General features: G+C 57.4%; 16 protein-coding genes. 4 read left to right on the plus strand and 12 right to left on the minus strand.

Annotated features, from left to right (window positions below; genetic code table 11):
* Window positions 1-8 precede the first annotated feature (8 nt).
* The 7 genes from rsxD to ydgT all read right to left on the minus strand — a co-directional run bounded on the left by rsxD (window position 9) and on the right by ydgT (window position 7,796).
* Window positions 9-1,046 carry an electron transport complex subunit RsxD gene (gene rsxD / locus DCL27_RS08240; RefSeq protein WP_005286101.1) on the minus strand — a complete coding sequence of 346 codons (1,038 nt, stop codon included), beginning with the start codon at window positions 1,044-1,046 and terminating at the stop codon, window positions 9-11.
* A complete protein-coding gene (gene rsxC, locus DCL27_RS08245; RefSeq protein WP_115377617.1) occupies window positions 1,047-3,557 on the minus strand; it encodes an electron transport complex subunit RsxC in 2,511 nt (836 codons plus the stop codon). It lies immediately after the preceding gene.
* The gene (gene rsxB, locus DCL27_RS08250; RefSeq protein ID WP_005293761.1) at window positions 3,550-4,125 is read right to left on the minus strand and encodes an electron transport complex subunit RsxB; all 576 of its coding nucleotides are present in this window, start codon (window positions 4,123-4,125) and stop codon (window positions 3,550-3,552) included. The genes rsxC and rsxB overlap by 8 nt, the downstream gene beginning before the upstream one ends.
* A complete protein-coding gene (gene rsxA / locus DCL27_RS08255) occupies window positions 4,125-4,706 on the minus strand; it encodes an electron transport complex subunit RsxA (RefSeq protein ID WP_005286085.1) in 582 nt (193 codons plus the stop codon). Before rsxA ends, rsxB begins: the two co-directional genes overlap by 1 nt.
* 154 nt (window positions 4,707-4,860) lie before the next feature.
* On the minus strand, window positions 4,861-5,292 hold the full coding sequence (locus DCL27_RS08260) for a DUF2569 domain-containing protein (RefSeq protein WP_035598922.1): 432 nt from the start codon (window positions 5,290-5,292) through the stop codon (window positions 4,861-4,863).
* Between the two features lie 83 nt (window positions 5,293-5,375).
* A complete protein-coding gene (locus DCL27_RS08265) occupies window positions 5,376-7,106 on the minus strand; it encodes a formate--tetrahydrofolate ligase (protein ID WP_005293757.1) in 1,731 nt (576 codons plus the stop codon).
* A 474-nt stretch (window positions 7,107-7,580) separates the two neighbouring features.
* A complete protein-coding gene (gene ydgT / locus DCL27_RS08270; RefSeq protein WP_005286073.1) occupies window positions 7,581-7,796 on the minus strand; it encodes a transcription modulator YdgT in 216 nt (71 codons plus the stop codon).
* Between the two features lie 225 nt (window positions 7,797-8,021).
* Between ydgT and DCL27_RS08275 the strand changes: the two genes are divergently transcribed.
* The gene (locus DCL27_RS08275) at window positions 8,022-9,029 is read left to right on the plus strand and encodes a bile acid:sodium symporter family protein (RefSeq protein WP_005293754.1); all 1,008 of its coding nucleotides are present in this window, start codon (window positions 8,022-8,024) and stop codon (window positions 9,027-9,029) included.
* Window positions 9,030-9,103: 74 nt separating this feature from the next.
* Here the strand turns inward: DCL27_RS08275 and add are convergent, their stop codons facing one another.
* From add to DCL27_RS08300, 5 genes are all read right to left on the minus strand, one after another.
* Window positions 9,104-10,105: an adenosine deaminase gene (gene add, locus DCL27_RS08280; RefSeq protein ID WP_005286063.1), complete on the minus strand. Its 1,002-nt coding sequence runs from the start codon at window positions 10,103-10,105 to the stop codon at window positions 9,104-9,106.
* 403 nt (window positions 10,106-10,508) lie between these two features.
* Window positions 10,509-11,987: a YdgA family protein gene (locus DCL27_RS08285; RefSeq protein ID WP_035598919.1), complete on the minus strand. Its 1,479-nt coding sequence runs from the start codon at window positions 11,985-11,987 to the stop codon at window positions 10,509-10,511.
* 128 nt (window positions 11,988-12,115) lie between these two features.
* Window positions 12,116-13,294 carry a mannose-6-phosphate isomerase gene (gene manA / locus DCL27_RS08290; protein WP_005286056.1) on the minus strand — a complete coding sequence of 393 codons (1,179 nt, stop codon included), beginning with the start codon at window positions 13,292-13,294 and terminating at the stop codon, window positions 12,116-12,118.
* Between the two features lie 858 nt (window positions 13,295-14,152).
* On the minus strand, window positions 14,153-15,091 hold the full coding sequence (tus, locus tag DCL27_RS08295) for a DNA replication terminus site-binding protein (protein ID WP_035598916.1): 939 nt from the start codon (window positions 15,089-15,091) through the stop codon (window positions 14,153-14,155).
* Window positions 15,092-15,684: 593 nt separating this feature from the next.
* Window positions 15,685-16,920 (minus strand): MFS transporter, encoded by a 1,236-nt coding sequence (locus DCL27_RS08300; RefSeq protein ID WP_005286031.1) that lies wholly within the window; start codon window positions 16,918-16,920, stop codon window positions 15,685-15,687.
* 191 nt (window positions 16,921-17,111) lie between these two features.
* On the opposite strand from DCL27_RS08300, the gene DCL27_RS08305 reads away from it, so the two are divergent.
* From DCL27_RS08305 to bioD, 3 genes are all read left to right on the plus strand, one after another.
* The gene (locus DCL27_RS08305) at window positions 17,112-18,014 is read left to right on the plus strand and encodes a LysR family transcriptional regulator (protein WP_035598910.1); all 903 of its coding nucleotides are present in this window, start codon (window positions 17,112-17,114) and stop codon (window positions 18,012-18,014) included.
* A 154-nt stretch (window positions 18,015-18,168) separates the two neighbouring features.
* A complete protein-coding gene (gene mlc / locus DCL27_RS08310; protein WP_035594988.1) occupies window positions 18,169-19,392 on the plus strand; it encodes a sugar metabolism global transcriptional regulator Mlc in 1,224 nt (407 codons plus the stop codon).
* 235 nt (window positions 19,393-19,627) lie between these two features.
* Window positions 19,628-20,293, plus strand: a complete 666-nt coding sequence (gene bioD, locus DCL27_RS08315; protein WP_035598906.1) for a dethiobiotin synthase — start codon at window positions 19,628-19,630, stop codon at window positions 20,291-20,293.
* The last annotated feature ends 235 nt before the right edge of the window (window positions 20,294-20,528 follow it).

A 20,528-nucleotide genomic window follows, 5' to 3' on the forward strand; every position in this document is an offset into this window, starting at 1 on the left:
GCGGCTCCTTAGCGATGGCCATAGACGCGTGGCTGGGTGTAGTGATCGATCAGCGGAACGCAGATATTGGCCAGTAGCACGGCGAAGGCCACGCCGTCAGGGTAGCCGCCATAGGTGCGGATCAACCAGACTAACAGGCCGCATAACAAGCCGAAGATCAGGCGTCCACGCGGCGTGGTGGAGGCGGTGACCGGATCGGTGGCGATAAAGAAGGCACCCAGCATGGTGGCGCCGGAGAACAGGGTGATCAGCGGCGAGGTGATGCTACCCGGTGCCAGGCTATGACCGATAGCGGCGCACAGCGCCATGGCGCCCAGGAAACCCAGCGGGATCTGCCAGTGGATGACGCGACGCAGTAGGAGTAACAGGCCTCCGAGCAAGAAGCCGGCGTTGATCCACTGCCAGCCGAGCCCGGCCCACTCACTCTGCCAGATGGGTTGTTGGAAGATCGTAGACATGTTCAGGCCACTGCGCAGCCCGGTCTTGACGCTATCAAGCGGGGTGGCGGAGCTGATGCCATCGACAGCCAGTAACGCATGCAGTTCGCTGCTATGGCCGCTGAAGATTTGCGCGAAGGCGAGGCCGAAGTCGATCGGTTGCGCCAGCAGGCTCTGCGGCGGTAACCAGCTGGTCATCGGCACCGGGAAGGCGATCAGCAGCATGACGTAACCGACCATCGCCGGGTTAAAGGGATTCTGTCCTAGGCCGCCATACAACTGCTTGGCGACGATGATGGCGAAGGCGCTGCCCAGTACCACCAGCCACCACGGAGCGAGGGGCGGCAGACTAATGCCGAGTAGTAGACCGGTTAGCAACGCGGAGTTGTCACCGAGCGTGGCGAGCGGGCGACGCCGCAGGCGTAATACCAGCGCCTCACAGAGGCAGGCGGTGAGGATGGCCAACGTGAGTTGGATCAGCGTGCCGTAACCAAAAAAGTAGATTTGCGCCACGATGCCGGGTAGGGCGGCGGCCACGACCCAGAACATGATGCGCGCCGTATTCTGGCGATTATGGGTAAAGGGTGAACTGGCGATTCTGAAGGCCATTTATTCCTCGCTGGCTGCTGCGGATGACTGCTTCGCCTTAATTCGGGCGATGGCGGCCGCGACGGCGGCTTTTTGGGCTTCCGTCGGTGATGATGATGCCGGTGTGGCGGGGGCGTCTTCGGCGCTCAATGCCTGGCGGGCCTTAACCCGGGCGATTGCCGTGGCGATGGCTGCCTGACGTGCCGGGTCATCCGTTTCCTGACGTAGGGGCTCCGTTGCGGGATGTACCTCACCATAGGCAGCCTGTACACGGGCGGCGGCTGGCGAAGGTGCGTGATCCGTCGGGGTGTCGCTGACGCTGCTACTCCGTGTGGTCTCAGCCTGTTTGGCCTTGGCGCGAGCGATAGCGGCGGCGATGGCCGCCTTGCGCGGATCGTCCTGTGGCGCTGGCGCGGCGTCGGCGTGGTCAGCGCTCGACGGGGCTGGTGTGGCCCCAGCCTGTTTGGCCTTGGCGCGAGCGATAGCGGCGGCGATGGCCGCCTTGCGCGGATCGTCCTGTGGCGCTGGCGCGGCGTCGGCGTGGTCAGCGCTCGACGGGGCTGGTGTGGCCCCAGCCTGTTTGGCTTTGGCGCGAGCGATAGCGGCGGAGATGGCCGCCTTGCGCGGATCGTCCTGTGGCGCTGGCGCGGCGTCGGCGTGGTCAGCGCTCGACGGGGCCGGTGTGGTCCCAGCCTGTTTGGCCTTGGCGCGAGCGATAGCGGCGGCGATGGCCGCCTTGCGCGGATCGTCCTGTGGCGCTGGCGTGGCGTCGGCGTGGTCAGCGCTCGACGGGGCCGGTGTGGCCCCAGCCTGTTTCGCCTTGGCGCGGGCGATAGCGGCGGCGATGGCCGCCTTACGCGGATCGTCCTGTGGCGCTGGCGCGGCGTCGGTGTGATCAGCGCTCGACGGGGCCGGTGTGGCCCCAGCCTGTTTGGCCTTGGCGCGAGCGATAGCGGCGGCCAAGGCAGCCTGGCGAGCATCGTTCGGGGCCTCGCTGGCCACGTTCTCTGCCTGGGTTTTCTTGAGATTGATGCGCTGTAAGGCGGCTTGAATGGTAGCCTGATCGCTGTGACTGACGCTGACGGCAGCCTGCTGGTGACGTTGCTGGCGCGCGGCCTTCTCCCGCTCCAAGCGGGCGAGGCGCGCTTCGAAGCGTGCCTTCGCTTCGGCGGCTCGGCGTGCCTCGTCGTCCAAGGCGCGGATCTCGGCCTTCTCTCGGCGGTAATATTGTACTAAGGGGATATTACTCGGGCAGACATAGGCGCAGGCGCCACATTCGATGCACTCTTGTAGGTGATGGCTGCGCGCCTTGTCATGCTCCTGGCCGCGGCTATACCAATAAAGCTGCTGAGGTAACAGGCGGACGGGGCAGACATCGGCGCAGCTGCTGCAGCGAATACAGGGTTGCTCCTCTTGCGGCGCACTAAATTCGTCACGCGAAGGCGCCAGAATACAGTTCGTGATCTTGACGACCGGCACGCCGAGGCGGGAGAGGGTAAAGCCCATCAACGGGCCGCCCATGATGACCATCGGGTGTTTATCTTGAGCGATAAAACCGCCGTGTTGCAGTAGATGTTTGACCGGTGTCCCCAGTGGCGCCCACACATTACCGGGGCGATGCATCTGCTCGCCGGTCAGGGTGACGATGCGCTCAATCAGAGGCTCGCCATCGATGACGGCGCGCTTGATGGCATAGACCGTCGCCACGTTTTGCATCAAGACACCGATCGATGAGGAGTGATGGCCATAGGGCACCTCCATCCCGGTGAGGATCTTGATTAACTGTTTGGCGCCGCCGGAGGGATACTTGGTCGGGATCACACGCAGATGAATCTGCGTGTGACACTGTAACGCCTGGCGTAGCGCGGCGATGGCTTGCGGTTTGTTGTCTTCGATACCGATCAGTATCCGCTCCGGCGCCAGGATGTGCTGTAGGATGGCGCAGCCTGCGACGATCTCATCGGCATGTTCACGCATGAGACGATCGTCGGCGGTGATATAAGGTTCACATTCGGCGGCATTAATGATCAGCGTATTGACGCAGTCCGCACCGCCCCGCAACTTGGCGGCCGTCGGGAAACCGGCGCCACCGAGCCCGGCGATCCCGGCCTGGTGAATATGTTCGATCAACGCCTGTGGGCTGAGTGCCTGGTAATCGGGTAGCGCTTTACGCTCGGCCCAGCGCTCCTGGTGATCCGGGATCAGGCTGATGCACAACTCGGTGAGGCCAGAGGGGTGGGCGGTGACCTGTTGTGAGATGGCGCTGATGGTGCCTGATGTTGAGGCATGCACCGGGAGAGTGCGCCCGTTGCCGCGCGTCAGCGCTTGCCCCTTCAGTACTTGTTCGCCCACCTTGACCAGGAGATCGCCTTCCGGTCCGAGGTGTTGCTGTAACGGAATAATCAGCAAATTGGGCAATGGAATGCGGCGCAGGGGAACCTCGCTGGAGATCTGCTTCATCTCCGGCGGATGGATCCCGCCCTTAAAGTCCCATAGTTTCTCTTTGCGCAGCGCGGCGAACAGCTTAAACATGGCGTTCAACTTCCAGGATTTGTACGGGAATGGTGTGCAAATCCCACTTCCAGTTGGCGGTAGAGTTACGCACGGGGATCAGTTGGATGCACTCCGTCGGGCAGGGAGACAGGCACAGGCCGCAACCGGTGCATTGTGCGCTGATAACGGTATGCACCGCGCGCGTCGCACCGACGATGGCATCGACAGGGCAGGCTTGAATGCATTTGGTACAGCCGATGCAGTTGTGCTCATCGATGATCGCCACCTGGCGCTGCGGTGTCGCCTGGGCGGCTTCCCCCTCCAGCGGTTGTGGATCGACGGCCAGCAGGGCGGCGATATTACGCATCACCGTCTCACCGCCCGGTGCGCAACGATTGATCTTCTCGCCCTCGGCGATCGCCTCGGCGTAGGGGCGGCACCCCGGGTAGCCACACTGGCCGCATTGGCTCTGTGGCAGGAGGGCATCGATACGTTCGACGATCGGGTCAGCCTCCACCTGAAAACGGCGGGCGGCAAAGCCCAGGATTAAGCCGGATAGCAGCGCGATGGCGCTGACGGCGGCTATCGCTATCCACAATGAAGACATTAGAATTTCACCAATCCGCTAAAGCCCATAAAGGCAAGAGACATCAGCCCGGCGGTGATGAGGGCAATGGACGATCCACGAAACGGCGCCGGAACGTCGGCCAATGCCAACCGTTCGCGGATGGCGGCGAACAGCACCATCACCAACGAGAAACCGGCGGCGGCACTGAAGCCGTACACCGCCGACTGCAAGAAGTTGTGCGACTGATTGACGTTGAGCAACGCCACGCCGAGCACCGCGCAGTTGGTGGTGATCAACGGTAAAAAGATGCCCAATAGGCGATACAGCACCGGGCTGGTCTTACGTACCGCCAACTCGGTGAATTGTACCACCACCGCGATGACCAGGATAAAGGTCAGTGTGCGCAGATAGGCCAGACCTAGCGGAACCAAGATAAACTGGTTGACGGCCCAGGCGCAGACAGACGCCAAGGTGAGTACAAAGGTGGTTGCCAGCCCCATGCCCATCGCCGTCTCAAGTTTTTTCGATACCCCCATGAAGGGGCAGAGGCCGAGAAATTTAACTAAGACGAAGTTATTGACCAGGACGGTGCCGACCAGCAACAACAGGTAATCGGTCATCACACAAAACCTACAATGCAGAAAGATCAGCCGGAAGATAAAACCGCTGTATTATCGGGGTTTAACCGGCCGACGACAACAGATGAAACGTGGGGTTATTACGATTTGCGCAAATTCCCCCCGTTGTAGCGGGCCAGGATGGCCGAAAAAGCGTCTACGGCTCGATAAATGTCTGGCGTACGCGTGCCGAGCGCTTGATATAGGGTACGAAGATCGCGGCGGCAAGGAGCGGCATGATGATACCGCGTAGCGCGACGGCGTCGCTGACCGGCGAGAAGGCGAAGGATTTCAGCGCCAGCAGCAACATCACCAGCAGCCAAACGATAAACAGCTTGGGAAAGCGGCATGAGCGCTTAAAGAACAGACGCAGCACATACAGGGAGAATCCCCAGACGGCGGCGGTGATCATCAGCGAGAATCCCCACTGTGTGAAGAAGACCCCACCTAATGTCCAGATCCGTTGGCCGGCGCCATGCTGTAGCAAGGCCATGATGAAGAGAACCAGCATTAGGCTGGAGGAGAGGAGAGAGAGCAGCATATACGCCAAGGGGGCAAACAGCCAGCCGCCGATGCGGTCAGTTTTCATAAGGTAAAGTACCGAGTAAAAAACGGATGGCGGGCAGTATACCCGATCCCGGCGCCACTGGGTGCAGAGATCGGGTCGTCGGTTTAACTGAGGCCGACGGTATTACCGTCCTGATCGATATCGATGTGGAGATAGGCTGGCCGTGTGCTCAGCCCCGGCATGGTCATAATGTTGCCGGCATAGACGCGAATAAAGCCCGCCCCGGCGGAGACCTGCAGGCTACGTACCGGCAGCGTAAAGTCACGCGGGACATTCTTCAATGCCGGATCGGCGCTGATCGATAACGGCGTCTTGGCCATGCACAGCGGCAAGTGGCCGAAGCCCGCCTGCTCCAGCGCCGCCAACTCTTGTTGCGCCTGTTCCGTGAGTTCGACTTGGCTAGCGCCGTAGCTGCGGGCGAGGGTCTGCAACTTATCGGCCAGCGGGAGATCATCCGGATAGAGCAGTGTCACCTGACCCGGCTGACTGCAGGCGTCGGTGACACAGGCGGCCAGACGCGCCGCACCCTCACCACCGCGGGCGAAGGCCTCGCTGAACTCGACGCCAAAGGCGCCGGCACTGAGTGCATAGTCACGCAGGATGGCTAACTCCTGCGCGCTATCCTCCGGCCAGCGGTTGACGGCGATCACCACGGGTAAACCATAGCGACGAGCGTTAGCGATATGCCAACCCAGATTCTCACAGCCGAGTCGCAGCAGATCGGCATTCGGTTGTTTCACCTCTTCCGGCAAGGCCTGACCTGGCTTCATATTGAAACGCCCGCTATTGGCCTTCAGGCTACGCAGGGTGGCGACCAGCACCACGCAGGAGGGGGCGATCCCCGACTGGCGGTATTTGATATTGAAGAACTTCTCCATCCCCATGTCGGAGCCGAAACCCGCCTCGGTGACCACATAGTCGGCCAACTGTAACGCCAGGCGATCGGCTAATACCGATGAGTTGCCGTGGGCGATGTTGGCGAACGGCCCGGCATGGATCAGTACTGGGGTCTGCTCGCTGCTCTGCATCAGCGTCGGGTGAATCGCTTCTTTCATCACCACCGTCATGGCCCCGGCGACTTGCAGATCGTCGGCGGTGATCGCTTGCCCTTGGGTCGAATAGGCGAGGATCACCTTACCGATACGCGCCCGCATATCGGCCAGGCTTTCGGAGAGGGCCAGAATAGCCATCAGCTCCGAGGCGGCGCTGATGTCAAAGCCGTCGTGGCGAGGCACCCCGTTGTTACCGCCACCCACGCCGACCTCGATGCTGCGTAGCGCGCGATCGTTATGATCCATGACACGCTTCCAGACGATGCGTTGTGGATCGATATCCAGTCGAGCCAACCCGCTCTGTGCCGTAAATTCGTCGCCGAGTCGTTGCTCGTGGAAGAGGCGCGCATCGAGTGCGGCGGCGGCCAAGTTATGGGCCGCGCTGATGGCGTGAATGTCCCCGGTCAGATGCAGGTTGAGCTGCTCCATCGGCAGTACCTGCGAGGCCCCACCACCGGCGGCACCGCCCTTGACGCCAAAGACTGGCCCCAGGCTGGGCTGGCGGATACAGGCGATGGCGGGGTGGCCTAGGTGGTTTAGCCCTTGGCTCAGACCGAGGGTGGTAACGGTTTTACCTTCACCCAATGGCGTCGGGGTAATACTGGAGACCAGGACCAGCTTGCCGCGCGGTGCGCGGTGGGCGATACGGCGCAGATCAACCTTGGCCGCATAGGGGCCATAGGGAATGAGCGCCTCCGGAGAGATGCCTATCCGCTTGGCGATGGCGGCGATCGGCTGCAACGCGGGTTGGTGGGTGGGCATCGTTTCGCAGCGAGATGTCATAGCGTGTCGTAATCCTTTATAGAGACAGTGTAAACCCAGGCGCTGCCGACCACTGGCCGCAAGGCGGGAGAGGCTGCGCGCCAGTGATTATACGCCTAGGCGGAGAATACTGCTGATTATGCCATAGCACGCAAACGGTTACTTGGTGAAAGCGCAAATAATTACGGATATTTCACTGTAAATAGCGGCGAAAAAATAAGCGCGATAATTCATCGTGGCGCGTTAATTACTCGGAGTAATTGTTTCTTCGACCATGAGGGGCAAAGCTAATTTGATCGCATCGGCTACGTTGCCCAGCAGGAGAGCGAGGCAAACGGCAGCGGTGAGCCGTTAGGTTAGCGCCAGATTGTATAAGTCTCGCTAATGCTCGTGTGCGACGTAGCATGAGGCAGACATTTAGTGCGATAGCCCTACCACGCGCCCCTGTGCAAGGTTCGCTGGTAAAAATAGCGGGTAGGGAGGGCGTATACGAGATTAGACGACGTAATGCCAAATCTCCTTGGGGACGCAGCCAAGATCGAACAACTTCCCGCCGCTAACTAGCTCGGCGCGACGATGATCGGCGGCACGATACATATTGATGATCTCTTTTTCGTCATGCAGCGAGTAATTTAAATGGTCAAAAAGCTTTTCCAGACTCTCGCTATTATTTACCTTGCGGAACTTATGCAGAAATTCAATTGTGCTCATTTTTCGGTCGTTGTATTAGGCGAATATGTATAATGAATAACAGTATTCAGTAATTACGCTAATACGTCTAGAGAGAGATTAGTGATTTGGATTACAAATTTATCAAATGGCACGTATACATAATCCATACAATTAGCGTGTCTACGAGATAATGGTGCTGGCGTCACGCTTAAAGCGGATTATCATGGAGAGGAATTGCCGTCGTTGACTAAGGAATAAGGTGCCATGTCGTGTTGGTTACAACGTTTGCGGATTGATCCGTTTCTGCTGGTCTTGATCCTGGTGGTGCTGCTGGCCTCGTTATTTCCTTGCCAGGGAACGGCCAAAGCGCTCTTCAGCCATTTGACGACGGCAGCGATTGCCCTGCTGTTCTTTATGCATGGCGCCAAGTTATCGCGTGAGGCGATCGTCGCCGGCATGGGCCACTGGCGTCTGCATCTGCTGGTTTTCCTCAGTACCTTTGCTCTGTTTCCCTTGCTGGGTGTGGCTCTGGGTGTCGTGGTGCCGGCGTTGATGAGTCCGGTGATTTACTTAGGCTTCCTCTATCTGTGCGCCTTGCCAGCGACCGTACAATCGGCGATCGCCTACACCTCGATGGCTGGGGGGAACGTGGCCGCCGCCGTCTGTAGCGCCTCGGCTTCCAGTATGCTGGGTGTTTTCTTGTCGCCGTTGCTGGTCGGTCTATTGATGCAGACGCAGGGCAGTGGCATCGATAGCTTGCATGCCATTGGCGCGATCATCTTGCAATTGATGGTGCCGTTTGTGCTCGGTCACCTGTCGCGCCCGCTCACGGCGTCGTGGGTCGGCCGCCATCGCCGTCTGATCAACGTGACCGATCGCTCCTCCATCTTACTGGTGGTCTATACCGCCTTTAGTGAGGCGGTGATCGAGGGGATCTGGCATCGCATTGATGGTTGGTCGCTGCTGGTGATCCTGCTGGTTTCTGCTGTATTGCTGACGGTGGTGCTGTTGATAAACACCTTTGCCGCGCGGGCGTTGGGATTCGATAAAGCCGATGAGATCACGATTGTGTTCTGCGGTTCTAAAAAGAGCCTGGCGAATGGTATTCCGATGGCGAATGTGCTGTTTCCGGCGGCTTCAGTCGGCATGATGGTGTTGCCGTTGATGATCTTCCATCAGCTCCAACTGATGGTCTGTGCCTGGCTGGCGCAGCGTTACGCGCGACAGCGGGCTCAACAGTCGAGCGAGACGGAGCCGGTGGCGCGTCGTTAATCTCCCCGCGACGACAAACGCATAGGGCGCCCTGGCGGCGCCCTATGGTGAGCTAGCGTGTCAGGTGCTAACTATTAACCCAATGATTTGGCATCACGTAGCGCCTGTTTCTCGGCAGGCGAGAGGAAGGCCATGCTGAGGCCATTGTACTGTGCTTGGCGGATCTGCTCGCCGCTTAACCCGGCGGCCGGGGCGGCGACCTGGTATTCGTGGCGCAGTTCGATGCCTTCGACCGCCGGATCATCGGTGTTGATGTTGGCCAGGCAGCCATGTGCTAAGAAGTGTTTCAGCGGATGCTGGGCCAGTGAGCTGACGGTGCTGGTCTGGAGATTCGAGGTCAGGCAGGACTCAATACCGATGGCATGCTCGGCCAGGTAATCCATGAGGCGCGCATCGTGAATGGCGTTAACACCATGGCCGATGCGCTCGGCGCCGAGTTCACGGATCGCTTGCCAGATGCTGTCCGCGCCGGCGGCTTCGCCAGCGTGTACCGTGATGTGCCAGCCAGCGTCACGTGCTTGCTTGAAGTGTGGCAGGAATAGGGCGCCAGGGAAACCCAGCTCATCGCCAGCCAGATCCAACGCGGTGATATGATCGCGGCAGGCCAGCAGCGCCTCCAGTTCTTGGTCACAGGCCGCTTGGCCGAAGGTGCGGCTCAGGATGCCGATCAGACGTACCGGAATACCGAGATCGCGCACTCCGGCGTTGACGCCGTCGATCACCGCCTCGACCACCCCTTGTAGCGGGAGCTGATGCTGACGCGCCATATAGTAGGGCGAGAAGCGTAACTCGGCATAGTCGATCCCGGCACGTTGCAGGTCCTCGACGTTCTCATAGGCGATACGACGGCAGGCATCCAGGCTGGCTAAGACCGCCACACCCCAATCTAATTTTTGCAGAAAGGTGACCAAGTCGGGCGCGTTGTCGCCGATTTGTACATGAGGACGTAATGCCTCCAGCTCATTGGCCGGTAGGGCCAGATGATACTGTTGTCCCAGATCGAGGATCGTTTGCGGTCGGATGTTTCCGTCGAGATGGCGGTGCAGGTCGGTCAGGGGAAAACGCGAATCAATCATGATGAGCACTCTCAGTTATCGGACGTAAAGTGCGCATCAGTATAAAAACAATGCGATGTAATTTGCTATTCCGTTACATATAAATGTGATGAGCATCACAAAATATCCGCGAGGATAGCCGTTTTATGGCATAACTGTATATTTATACAGTTATGCGTGTTTCCCCCACCGCTTACACCTTTCTGTCGATCTTGTAGGCGCCGTCGTAGCACTGGCGTTAGTAGCGTGGGTAATCCTGTTTAGTCGCGGAGGATACGCTAAGACGGTTCTTGGCGCCTTATCGGCAAAGGCGTGGCGGTTGGTTCATCGCAGGAGCGGGGAAAAGGGGGGGATGGCGAGGCGCGCATTGGTGGGGAGTATCACAGCGCCCGAGGCACAGGCGCTGTGAGGTTGCGGAGATAGATTACTGTCCGGCGGGCGCTTGACCCTCGATACCATCGAGCAGGCCGAATAGACCGGCGAACTGCGCTAGGCTCATCTGCTTACCATTCAGCGTGATCTGACCGTCGGCGTAATGCAGTTTGCTGACGATGCTCTGATCTTGCTGTGTCGTCAATTTAAACATCTGCCCCATGGCTGAGACGCCTTGTACCTGTTGGGTCGCCAGCTTCTGTGCCTGATCGGCGGGGTAGCCCTCCAGTTCGGCGACATGGGCGGCCAACTGCGTCGCCATAGGCATGGAGATGTCGAGGGAGAAATCCAGGCCGCGAACCCTCTGTAGCAACGGCGGTAGCGTGCTATCCGCTGGCGTTTTCTGCGGTGTACCTAGCAGCAGATTGAGATCGAACTGACTGCTTCCGGCGCTGTTCTTCCAGCTGAGCGGCTTGATGGTGATCTGTGGGTTACCGCTTAGTAGCGAGGGCAGCGCGGCGTCCATCAAGGCCGTCAGTTGCTGTTGGTAGGCGAGGCTATCGCTGCTGTTACCATTGGCTAGCTGTTGGCTGAGGAAGCGCTGGTACTGCTCGCTGAATGCTTGTACCGCTTTACCATCGAATCTGTCGAGACTTAACGTCAGCGCACCGCCACCAAATGCCTTGCCATTGATCTGCAACGCGCCCAGCGCATAGTCGGCCTTAGCACTCAAGGTGTGCTCATCTTCGCTCAGGTTAGCGTGTAGGGACACATCATCCAGGACGACGCTCTCCTTGTCATTCCCCGTCAGACTTAACCGTTTGGCCGCCATTTGCTGTTTACCGACATTGATGTCGAACTTACCAAGCGTGGTATGGGAGCTAAAGGTGACCCCCTCCAGCGCCAGTGTTTCAGACTGTTCGCCATTGGGGGCGCTAAGCGTGATCCCCTTGACGTCACCATTGAGGTCGATACGGTTCAGTCCATTGCCGAAATCAGCCTGGATCTGTGCACCGGCAAACGCCACCTTGGTCGTGCCTTGCTGAGTCGTCAGCGCTGCCAGGGTGATCTGGTTTTGGCTGTCACCGTTATAAGCTAAGCGGGAATATGCCTCGAGCGGCGTTTTACCTTTCGTCTCCTTAAACAGTGTGGCGACCAGGGGGGTATCTGCGAGTTGGCTATGGATGACGGCCATACTCGGCATCAGGGAGAAATGGGTAAGCGGGAAAGGACCGTGGCTAATGGTTTCGTCCAGGTTCAGTGTCTGTCCCGGTTTTAACCAGCCCTCGGACTTATGCGTCGGATCGGCTTGGATAACGATCTGCATCCGGCTGGAGAAGAGGCCGCGTTGGTAATCCTGGTAGCTGACTTTCAGACCTGACTGGGGGAGCTGTTGAGTGAGCTGTGTATTGATACGGGCTACCTCGCTGTCCATACGCTGTTCGATAAGCTTCCCGGTGTACCAGGATGCGCCGCTCCAGGCGGCACCTAACACGACGATGATCGCAACGGCGACGGCTGATTTTTTCATACTCTGTCCTTAATGTAGCCAGAATCGGGCATCGATTATCGTTGGGCCCGGTAAGGAAAAAAAACGCCCGCAGGCGTTTTTTTATTGTGGCGGCAAGCTGTGCCGATTGGCAAATAATTCGTGGAAAATTAATCTAATTGATTAAATACGCGCGCCAATTCCCCTTGGCCGCTTACCGTCACAGGCGCCTCGGAGGCACTCAGGTAGCAGGCATCACCGGGGTGCAGGATCAGGCTGTGCTCACCCTGTTGTAGCCGTGCCTCGCCGCGAATACAGAATAACACCGCGGCACTCGCTTGGCGTAGTGGCTGTGGCTGAGCGTCAAGCGTATGTACCGAGAAGGCGAAATCGGCGACAGGGACCGGGAAGTGGGTCTCGTTGCCATGGCGCTGAGGGGCCGTTAACAGGGTGTCGGCAGAGCGTGCGACAAAGCGCACATTATCCAGCAACTCGGCGACATCGATATACTTGGGCGTTAGGCCGGCACGCAGTACGTTATCTGAGTTGGCCATCACCTCTAATGCTACGCCGTGTAGATAGGCGTGAGGCGTCTCGGCATCCAGGAACATCGCCTGGCCTGGCGCCAGATGAATGACATTCAACAGTAATGGTGAGAACAGCCCACTGTCATCGGGATAGATGGTGGCGATGGTGCGAATAGTATCCCAGACGTCGCCCTGCTGCTGAGCTAAGACGTCACGCAGGCAGCGTAGCGCCTGTGCTTTAACGTCGTCCTGCATATTGAGGAGATTGGCGAATAGGGTGCGCAGATGCTCGGCATCCGGCTGCCGGATAAAGGCATCGATGTCGGGATGCGCCTGGCGTAATGGCTGCAGCAGCGTGGCGATCTGTGCGAAGGGGCGAAAGCCATTCATCGCAGCGAAGGGCGTCAGTGCATAGACCAGCTCCGGCTTATGATTGGCATCTTTATAGTTGCGGTTCGCGGCGTTGCGCGCGATGCCGGCGGCCTCTTCGCGTGCGAACCCCTCCTCGGCGGCGCGCTTATTGGGGTGCACCTGAATGGAGAGGGGTTGAGCGGCGCATAGCACCTTAAACAGGAAGGGTAATTCGCCAAAACGTCGCGCAACGGCATCGCCCAACTGTGCCCGCGGAGCGGCGGCGATCTGATCGCGCAGCGTATGGCTCACGCCTTGAGCGTCTTGTACCCGTGAGCTATTCAACGGATGGGCACCCATCCACATTTCGGCCATCGGCTGGTTATCCGGGTTGGCGATGCCATAGAGCTTAGTCAGCGCATCGTGGCTACCCCAGGCGTAATGCTGTATGGCGTTGGTCATCTTTTGCATCTGTCGATTCCGCTAGTCAGTGAAAAGTGAATTTGTGTCAGTAAACAGGAACCGCCCCTGCTTCTGCAAGCGGATTGATGCTGAAAATGGCTCGTTGCCATCGGGGGGCGTTATTGGTGCCTAACTTTTCATCTATGCTGAGATAGGCGAGTCGGGTGGGGCGATCTCTCATCACATAAAGGCATGGGTTATGTAATCGGGGTCGATATCCCGAGAGGCTCGATCGTCGATGAAGGTGAACAAGGTCGGATAAGGCCTCTGCTGCCGATTGTCGGTTGCCATAGGAGGCGAAGATGGCGTAAACCGCTTTACCTGGCACGGTAGGAGAAGGCTCCTTTCCTCCAGACGGCTGACTTCGTCTTCCGCTGCATCTGAAGGAATTTGCTGAATAGCCTACAGGTTCTTTGCGTACATCCGCGTTGTCGTGCCGTCGTCTGCTGGCTCTGTTAACAGAGAGGAGGTATCCACGGATAGCCTCGGATTGACGCTGTGCCGATAATGGTGAAAACGGGATAACGCCTTCTGATGTTATTCCTTTAGCCGTCTGTTAACGTGCTAACAATACATCATGTTGCACGTGGAAGATGAATGCTTCGAATCGTTGGTTTAGCCATGAAAAATGCAATGATATCTCTACAGAGCCAATCTCATCGTCAATACTCGCTCCATCATCATTTTTAACGAGTCCTGCAAAGTGATCACGGCATCCGTCGGAAAATGAGAGTCAGTTAAGAAATACGCATAATATCAAGGCGCCCGCTAGTTTTATTGCGCAGAAGAGCAACCCATGTCCTGGGTTTGGTAACCTATCTCCAGCGTTAGCGCCGCGCTTCCCTTCGGGCGATGTGGCGCACTCTTTTAATCTGTATCCGTATCGGCCTCGCGATAAAGGTGTAGCCGCGGGATCAGCGGAATGAGCGGGCGCGCGCGTGGTCGGTGGCGTAGGGCGATGTTATTGGCATCGTAATCGGGCAACGTACCGATACGCGGGCATGGATCGGGCTCCTGGTACAAGGCGATAAGCGGCATGCTGCAAGGATGCTGTACCTGTTTTTGGCTAGCACTGTACCAGGCGCGGGCAATGGGCTGCACCTTAACCGGACGCCGTATCTTCAGACGCACATCTTCTGGCAGCGTCATCAGTAAATCTCGCTCTTCGAGCAACCGTTGTGTCCACTGCTCCCGGGTATAAGGGGGGACGGCACGTCCGGCGCGCAGGCTTTTATCGAGACGATTCAACATCTCGGCACGAGTTAAGTTATTGATCACCTGTTTATTTGCCCAGCCAAAATGAATGCTACTCGGCGCGTCCAGTAGGGTAAGGGCGCGGTAGGCACTGAGCGTTAATAATCCTTTCAGCTGGCGATGGACAAATTCGAAACGTTGCTCCGGGGCCAATCCGCTCTCGACCGCAATGATCTGTTCCAGCCGCTGCTTATGGGCATTAACCCGTTCGATGGTACGCTGTAATGCCTGACGTTGGGGGAGGGTCGCGTAGTAACATAACACGCCAGGTAGGCGAACCGCAGCCTTACTGCTGATATTCTGGCCATGATGATGCAGGAAGAGGCGACGAAAATGTTGGCGTCCTAGGTTAAAGGCCGTCTCGCCGCTGGCAGGGAGGACGGAGATTCGTTGAATCGCGTCATGTTCTTGTCCCTTTTCGATGTCCGGGAGCTCGAAAACCTCTGCCTGTAATGGTGAGAGCTCGGCTAGCTGGTGGTCGGTCTCATCCAGCGCCTCCTCGAGTTGGCGAAAGCAGGTATGGAGTTGTTCAACGATCTCGCTGGTGGACATTTATGCTCCTTTAATAAGGCTAATGCCTTACCTAATTAGTTACAACATACATATGGCTATCTTACTCTATTCCGCCTGAAACCACGAATACTCCTTGCCAGATTAACGCCGACAAACATAACCATTAACCCAAAAGCCAAACAGGAAAAAAGGACATGGCATCACCCGGGGAGAAGAGCGGCGCTAACGCTGGAGATGTATTACTGACTTGATTGGGGTGACCTGATAGGTGCCAGGTCGAACGGCTGACGGCTCGATGAGCAGGGTAGGACTTTCCCCTATTTCCCGTCATCTGCTGATGAGGGCGCCGTCGATGTCATGCAAGGTGTTGGCGGGAAGGAGACCCGCCCCGCGAAGATCGGGGAGCCCACCTCTTCCGGCACGAATAGGGCGCGCATGAATATCAATAGAATGAAAGCGCACCAAGCGCTGGGCAATGTCTGGCATGCCGCTCAGCGACGCTGGAGAAAGCGCGTTGGCTGTCATCACGCCTTATCCAGCGGGCTAGCATACCCGTTTCATGCTGGCCATCATCACCACGGCTCCAGCGCTATAATAACGCAGGCCAAGAGCATACTCGGCCTGCCGGTTTCTCAGTGTGACGCGGCTTCGGGTAAATGTTGTAGGCGACGGCCAAGTAGCCAGGCCAGTAACAGCATCGCACCAAGGAAAATGACGATGCCATTCCAGCCAGCTTGGTGCCAGAAGACGCCGCCCAGCGTCCCAGCGACGCTGGAACCCACATAGTAGCTAAACAGATACAGCGAGGAGGCTTGCCCCTTGGCGCGCCGCGCTCGGCGCCCGATCCAGCTGCTGGCGACGGAGTGGGCGGCGAAGAAACCCGTGGTAAACAGGAGCATACCAATAAAGATCACCCACAAGGGACTCAAGGCGGTAATGAGTAACCCTAGCAGCATGATGATAATCGCGACGCTTAATACCGGACCACGCCCGAAGCGTGCGGTCAGCGTACCGGCCTTCGGCGAGCTATAGGTACCGCTGATATAAACCAGCGAAAGCATCCCGACAACGGCCTGACTCAATAAATAGGGCGTCTCTAGTAGACGATAGCCGATGTAGTTGAATAGCGTAACAAAGCTCCCCATAAGGAGAAAACCTTCGGCGAACAGCAACGGTAATCCACGATCGTGACAATGCAAGCGTAGATTAAGCAGCAAGGTACGCGGCCGCAGCGAGCTTGGGCGGAAATGGCGAGAGGGAGGTAGGATACGCCAAAACATCAGGGCGCATGCCAGGGCAAACAGGCCGATGACCGCCAGCGTGATACGCCAGGAGAAATAGTCGGTTAAGACGCCGCTGATCAGGCGGCCACTCATGCCGCCGATGGAGTTTCCGCTGATATACAGCCCCATGGAGAAGGCGACCACGGAGGGATCCATCTCTTCGCTCAGGTAGGTCATGGCGACGGCGGCGACACCGCTCAGAGCCAACCCTACCAGGGCGCGCATCACCAGAATGCCATGCCAGCTGCTCATCAACGCGCCGATCAGTGTACAGCCCGCCGCCAGCAACAGCGCCGTGACCATGACGTTTTTCCGTCCGATGGCATCGGAGAGCGGGCCGGTAAACAGCAGGCCAATGGCCAGCATCGCGGTTGATACGGAGAGCGATAAACTGCTGCGCGCCGGGGTAATCGCGAAGTCTTGCGACAGCACCGGTAGGATCGGCTGGACACAGTAGAGCAGGGCGAAGGTTGCCAGACCGGCGGAGAAGAGCGCCAGGGTGACGCGTTTAAAATCGGGCCGTTCACGGGTGATAAAGGGAAGTTTGCCATTGACGCCATCATTGGCTTGTGCGGGTGCCGGCATCGCGGCATCCGGCGCAAGATCTGCCGGGGAGGTATTCACACAATATCCTTCAATACGGGTAAAACACAAACGTGACACTGTCACTCATGAATCGCTAGCAGAGCGACTAGCCACCGAGAATAGGATTGCCTCCAGTGAATGTCTAATATATTAATAAGAACAAATAATATTTATAAGATATCAATATCGCTATGCGTATCGAGATCCGTCACCTCAAATACTTTATCGCCGTCGCCGAAGAGCGGCACTTCAATCGTGCAGCCGAGCGACTGGCCATCTCGCAACCGCCCTTGAGCCAGCAGATCCAAGCATTGGAGAAAGAGCTTGGCGCCCGTCTCTTGCTACGAACCAACCGTAGCGTCAACCTCACTCAGGCAGGCCAAATCTTTTTAAAAGAGTGCTATGCCATCGTCGGGCAATTAGAGCAGGCGGCGGAAAAGGCGGTACGGGCGCATCGTGGGGAGAGTGGCGATCTGACTATCGGCTTTACCTCATCGATGCCGTTTGTTCCCCAGGTCGCGCGCTCGCTTTTCGCCTACCGTCAACATTACCCCCAAGTTCATCTGCAAATGCGTGAATTGAATACTAAACAGCAGATCGAACCGTTGAACGATGGCAAGCTGGATATCGGTATCCTGCGCAATACTAAACTCCCCAGCACCCTGACCCATCAGGTGTTACGACGTGAGCCCCTGGTCGCCGTGCTACATCGCCATCATCCGTTGGCGCAACGGGAGGCGGCGTTACGCTTTAACGACTTGGCCGATCAGCCTTTCGTCTTCTTCTCGCGCGGGGATGGCACGGCGCTCTATGACGAACTGCTGACCTTGCTCAAACGCGCGGGGATCGTTCCCTACATTACCCAAGAGGTGGGCGAGGCGATGACCATCGTCGGATTGATCTCGGCAGGATTGGGCGTCTCGATCTTACCGGCCTCCTATACGCGCATTCAGGTGGATGGTGTCTGTTATCGCCCCTTGGCGGAGCCGGAGGCCTACACCGAAATCTGGCTCGCCTATCACCGTCAGCGACCGTTAAGCGCCCAGGCTCAAGCCCTGATCGCGCTGCTCAGCGCCCCCGCAGAAGTTCGTTAACGCGCAGCGAACGGGACAGAACTTAGGCTGAAAAAGCAAGTATTTGTGCGCCTAATCACATAACGAATCAAATGGTTTACGCATTTTTGTAAAATCCTCACCTTTGTCGGTAAGATTTATTTTGAAGCGCGAAAAATAACTGGGAGTAGCGGTGGTGATTGCTGACGGTCAGCCGGGGCATATTGATCAAATCAAGCAGATAAATGCTGGGGCAGTGTATCGTCTTATCGATCGGTTTGGCCCTATTTCGCGCATTGAGCTTTCGAAACGCGCACAGCTGGCGCCCGCCAGTATTACCAAGATTGTACGCGAACTGCTCGAGGCTCATCTGGTGCAGGAGACGGAGTTTCAGGAGCCGGGGTGTCGTGGGCGTCCCGCCGTTGGCCTGATCCTCGATACGGCCTCTTGGCATTACCTCTGTGTACGCATCGGCCTCGGTACCATGACGTTAGCATTGCGCGATCTGAGCAGTGCCTTGGTGGTCGAAGAGGAGATCGCGCTACCGGCGCAACGTGACGTGCCGCTATTGAATCGCTTAATCGGCGAAATCGATCGTTTCTTCACGCGTCATCAACACCAGTTGGAGCGCCTGACCGCCATCGCGGTAACATTGCCGGGTCTGGTTAACGCGGCGCAGGGCATTGTGCATCGCATGCCATACTATGCCGAGGTGCAGGATATGGCGTTAAGCGAAGAGCTCGAACGCCACACCGGGCTGCCGATCTATCTACAGCATGACGTTTGTGCCTGGACCATGGCAGAGTCACTGTTCGGCGCGGGTAGTGGGTGTGCAAATTTGATCCAGATCGTCATCGACTATAACGTGGGAGCCGGGGTTATCAGCGAGGGACGCTTGCTGAATGGCAGTCGTCAAAGCCTGGTCGAAATAGGGCATACCCAGGTCGATCCCTATGGTAAACAGTGCTACTGCGGCAACCATGGTTGCCTTGAGACCATCGCTGGCCTACAGAACATTCTCTCGCTAGCGGAACAACGCTTGGCGATGTCACCGTCATCACAGCTACACGCTACACGCCCCTTGACCATTGAGGCGCTCTGCCAAGCGGCGTTACAAGGCGACCAACTTGGACGCGATCTGATCAACAGTGTCGGGCATAGCGTTGGGCGTATTGCGGCGGTGATGGTGAATCTGTTTAATCCCGAGAAGATCCTCATCGGTTCGCCGTTGAATCAGGCGGCCGATATTCTTTACCCCTCGATCGCCAGCGCCATCCGTCAACAAGCGCTGCCGCATTACACGCAACATTTGGCCGTCGAGGCCAGTCAATTCCATAATCATGGCACCATGCCGGCCGCCGCGTTAGTTAAAGAGGCGTTGTACAACGGTTCACTACTACTGCGACTCTTGCAGGGCTAATCCTGGTTAAGCAACCCGTTTGTGTCTGCAATTTTGCCATTTTGTTACTTTGCGGACATAAAACGGGAAAATCATCAATGCGATAAATAAAAATTTGAGCTAACGCAAGCCGTACTCTCAACGCTTCGCCTAGACTTTTCCGGTTTATCGGTGATCGCGGGCACACAGCATATTCCGGTCAGATCACACTGAGCTTTTTTATTACTAATCGGAGTCTCTCCGGAGTCATTATTTCATGTTAAAACGCATATTCGTTACGGGCACTGACACCGAAGTTGGAAAAACGGTGGCGTCTCGTGCGTTATTACAAGCCATTCAGGCCACAGGAGAAAGCGCCGTCGGTTATAAGCCGATTGCCGTGGGCAGCGAAGAAACACCTCAGGGGCTGCGTAACCACGACGCATTGACGCTGTTGCATGCCTCGAGCCTGGCATTGAGCTACGACGAGGTCAATCCGATCACCTTGCGTGAGGAGATTGCTAATGCGTATACCGGCGAAGCGCTGGACTATGGTGCCATGAGCCGTGGATTGCAGCAGTTGAGCGACAAGGCTCAGCATGTCGTGGTGCAAGGGACCGGCGGTTGGCGAGTCTTAATGCAAGACTTGCGCCCCTTGTCAGAGTGGGTGGTACAGGAGCAACTACCGGTCATTTTAGTCGTCGGGATCAAGCTGGGATGTATCAGTCATGCCATTCTGACGGCGCAGGCGATCATCAACGACGGCCTGCCGTTCGCCGGCTGGATTGCCAACCGCATCAATCCTGGACTATCGCATTACGCCGAAACCATCGATGCTTTGCGTCAGAAGTTACCGGCGCCACAATTGGGTGAGATCCCTTATCTCTATCGGCCGGAAGAGAAGGCGTTGGCACGTTATATCGATCTTTCCGCACTCGCCTAACCCATATCGTGTATTTTTTCTAACCCCCGCTTGATACGGGGGTTATTGTACCGTACAGCATAAAATACAGCCCGCACGATGCGGCATTCTCTAGCACACCATTCCGCTGCTGTTCTCCGCTCACCTATCGAACCCGCTATGCAGAGTCGCGTGATTGCATGACAGGATTTCCGTTATCCATCTCGGGAGGCGTTATCCCTATCATCTGAGCGCACGTTATGAGGCGAAGAGGGTA

Origin of the sequence: Edwardsiella tarda ATCC 15947 = NBRC 105688 (assembly GCF_003113495.2) — a bacterium.
In the GTDB taxonomy this organism is placed as follows: domain Bacteria; phylum Pseudomonadota; class Gammaproteobacteria; order Enterobacterales; family Enterobacteriaceae; genus Edwardsiella; species Edwardsiella tarda.

Bases quoted from the DNA above. Each gene is read 5' to 3' on its own strand.
- rsxD (WP_005286101.1), bottom strand. From the start codon at position 1,046: ATGGCCTTCAGAATCGCCAGTTCACCCTTTACCCATAATCGCCAGAAT.
- rsxC (WP_115377617.1), bottom strand. From the start codon at position 3,557: ATGTTTAAGCTGTTCGCCGCGCTGCGCAAAGAGAAACTATGGGACTTT.
- rsxB (WP_005293761.1), bottom strand. From the start codon at position 4,125: ATGTCTTCATTGTGGATAGCGATAGCCGCCGTCAGCGCCATCGCGCTG.
- rsxA (WP_005286085.1), bottom strand. From the start codon at position 4,706: ATGACCGATTACCTGTTGTTGCTGGTCGGCACCGTCCTGGTCAATAAC.
- DCL27_RS08260 (WP_035598922.1), bottom strand. From the start codon at position 5,292: ATGAAAACTGACCGCATCGGCGGCTGGCTGTTTGCCCCCTTGGCGTAT.
- DCL27_RS08265 (WP_005293757.1), bottom strand. From the start codon at position 7,106: ATGACATCTCGCTGCGAAACGATGCCCACCCACCAACCCGCGTTGCAG.
- ydgT (WP_005286073.1), bottom strand. From the start codon at position 7,796: ATGAGCACAATTGAATTTCTGCATAAGTTCCGCAAGGTAAATAATAGC.
- DCL27_RS08275 (WP_005293754.1), top strand. From the start codon at position 8,022: ATGTCGTGTTGGTTACAACGTTTGCGGATTGATCCGTTTCTGCTGGTC.
- add (WP_005286063.1), bottom strand. From the start codon at position 10,105: ATGATTGATTCGCGTTTTCCCCTGACCGACCTGCACCGCCATCTCGAC.
- DCL27_RS08285 (WP_035598919.1), bottom strand. From the start codon at position 11,987: ATGAAAAAATCAGCCGTCGCCGTTGCGATCATCGTCGTGTTAGGTGCC.
- manA (WP_005286056.1), bottom strand. From the start codon at position 13,294: ATGCAAAAGATGACCAACGCCATACAGCATTACGCCTGGGGTAGCCAC.
- tus (WP_035598916.1), bottom strand. From the start codon at position 15,091: ATGTCCACCAGCGAGATCGTTGAACAACTCCATACCTGCTTTCGCCAA.
- DCL27_RS08300 (WP_005286031.1), bottom strand. From the start codon at position 16,920: ATGCCGGCACCCGCACAAGCCAATGATGGCGTCAATGGCAAACTTCCC.
- DCL27_RS08305 (WP_035598910.1), top strand. From the start codon at position 17,112: ATGCGTATCGAGATCCGTCACCTCAAATACTTTATCGCCGTCGCCGAA.
- bioD (WP_035598906.1), top strand. From the start codon at position 19,628: ATGTTAAAACGCATATTCGTTACGGGCACTGACACCGAAGTTGGAAAA.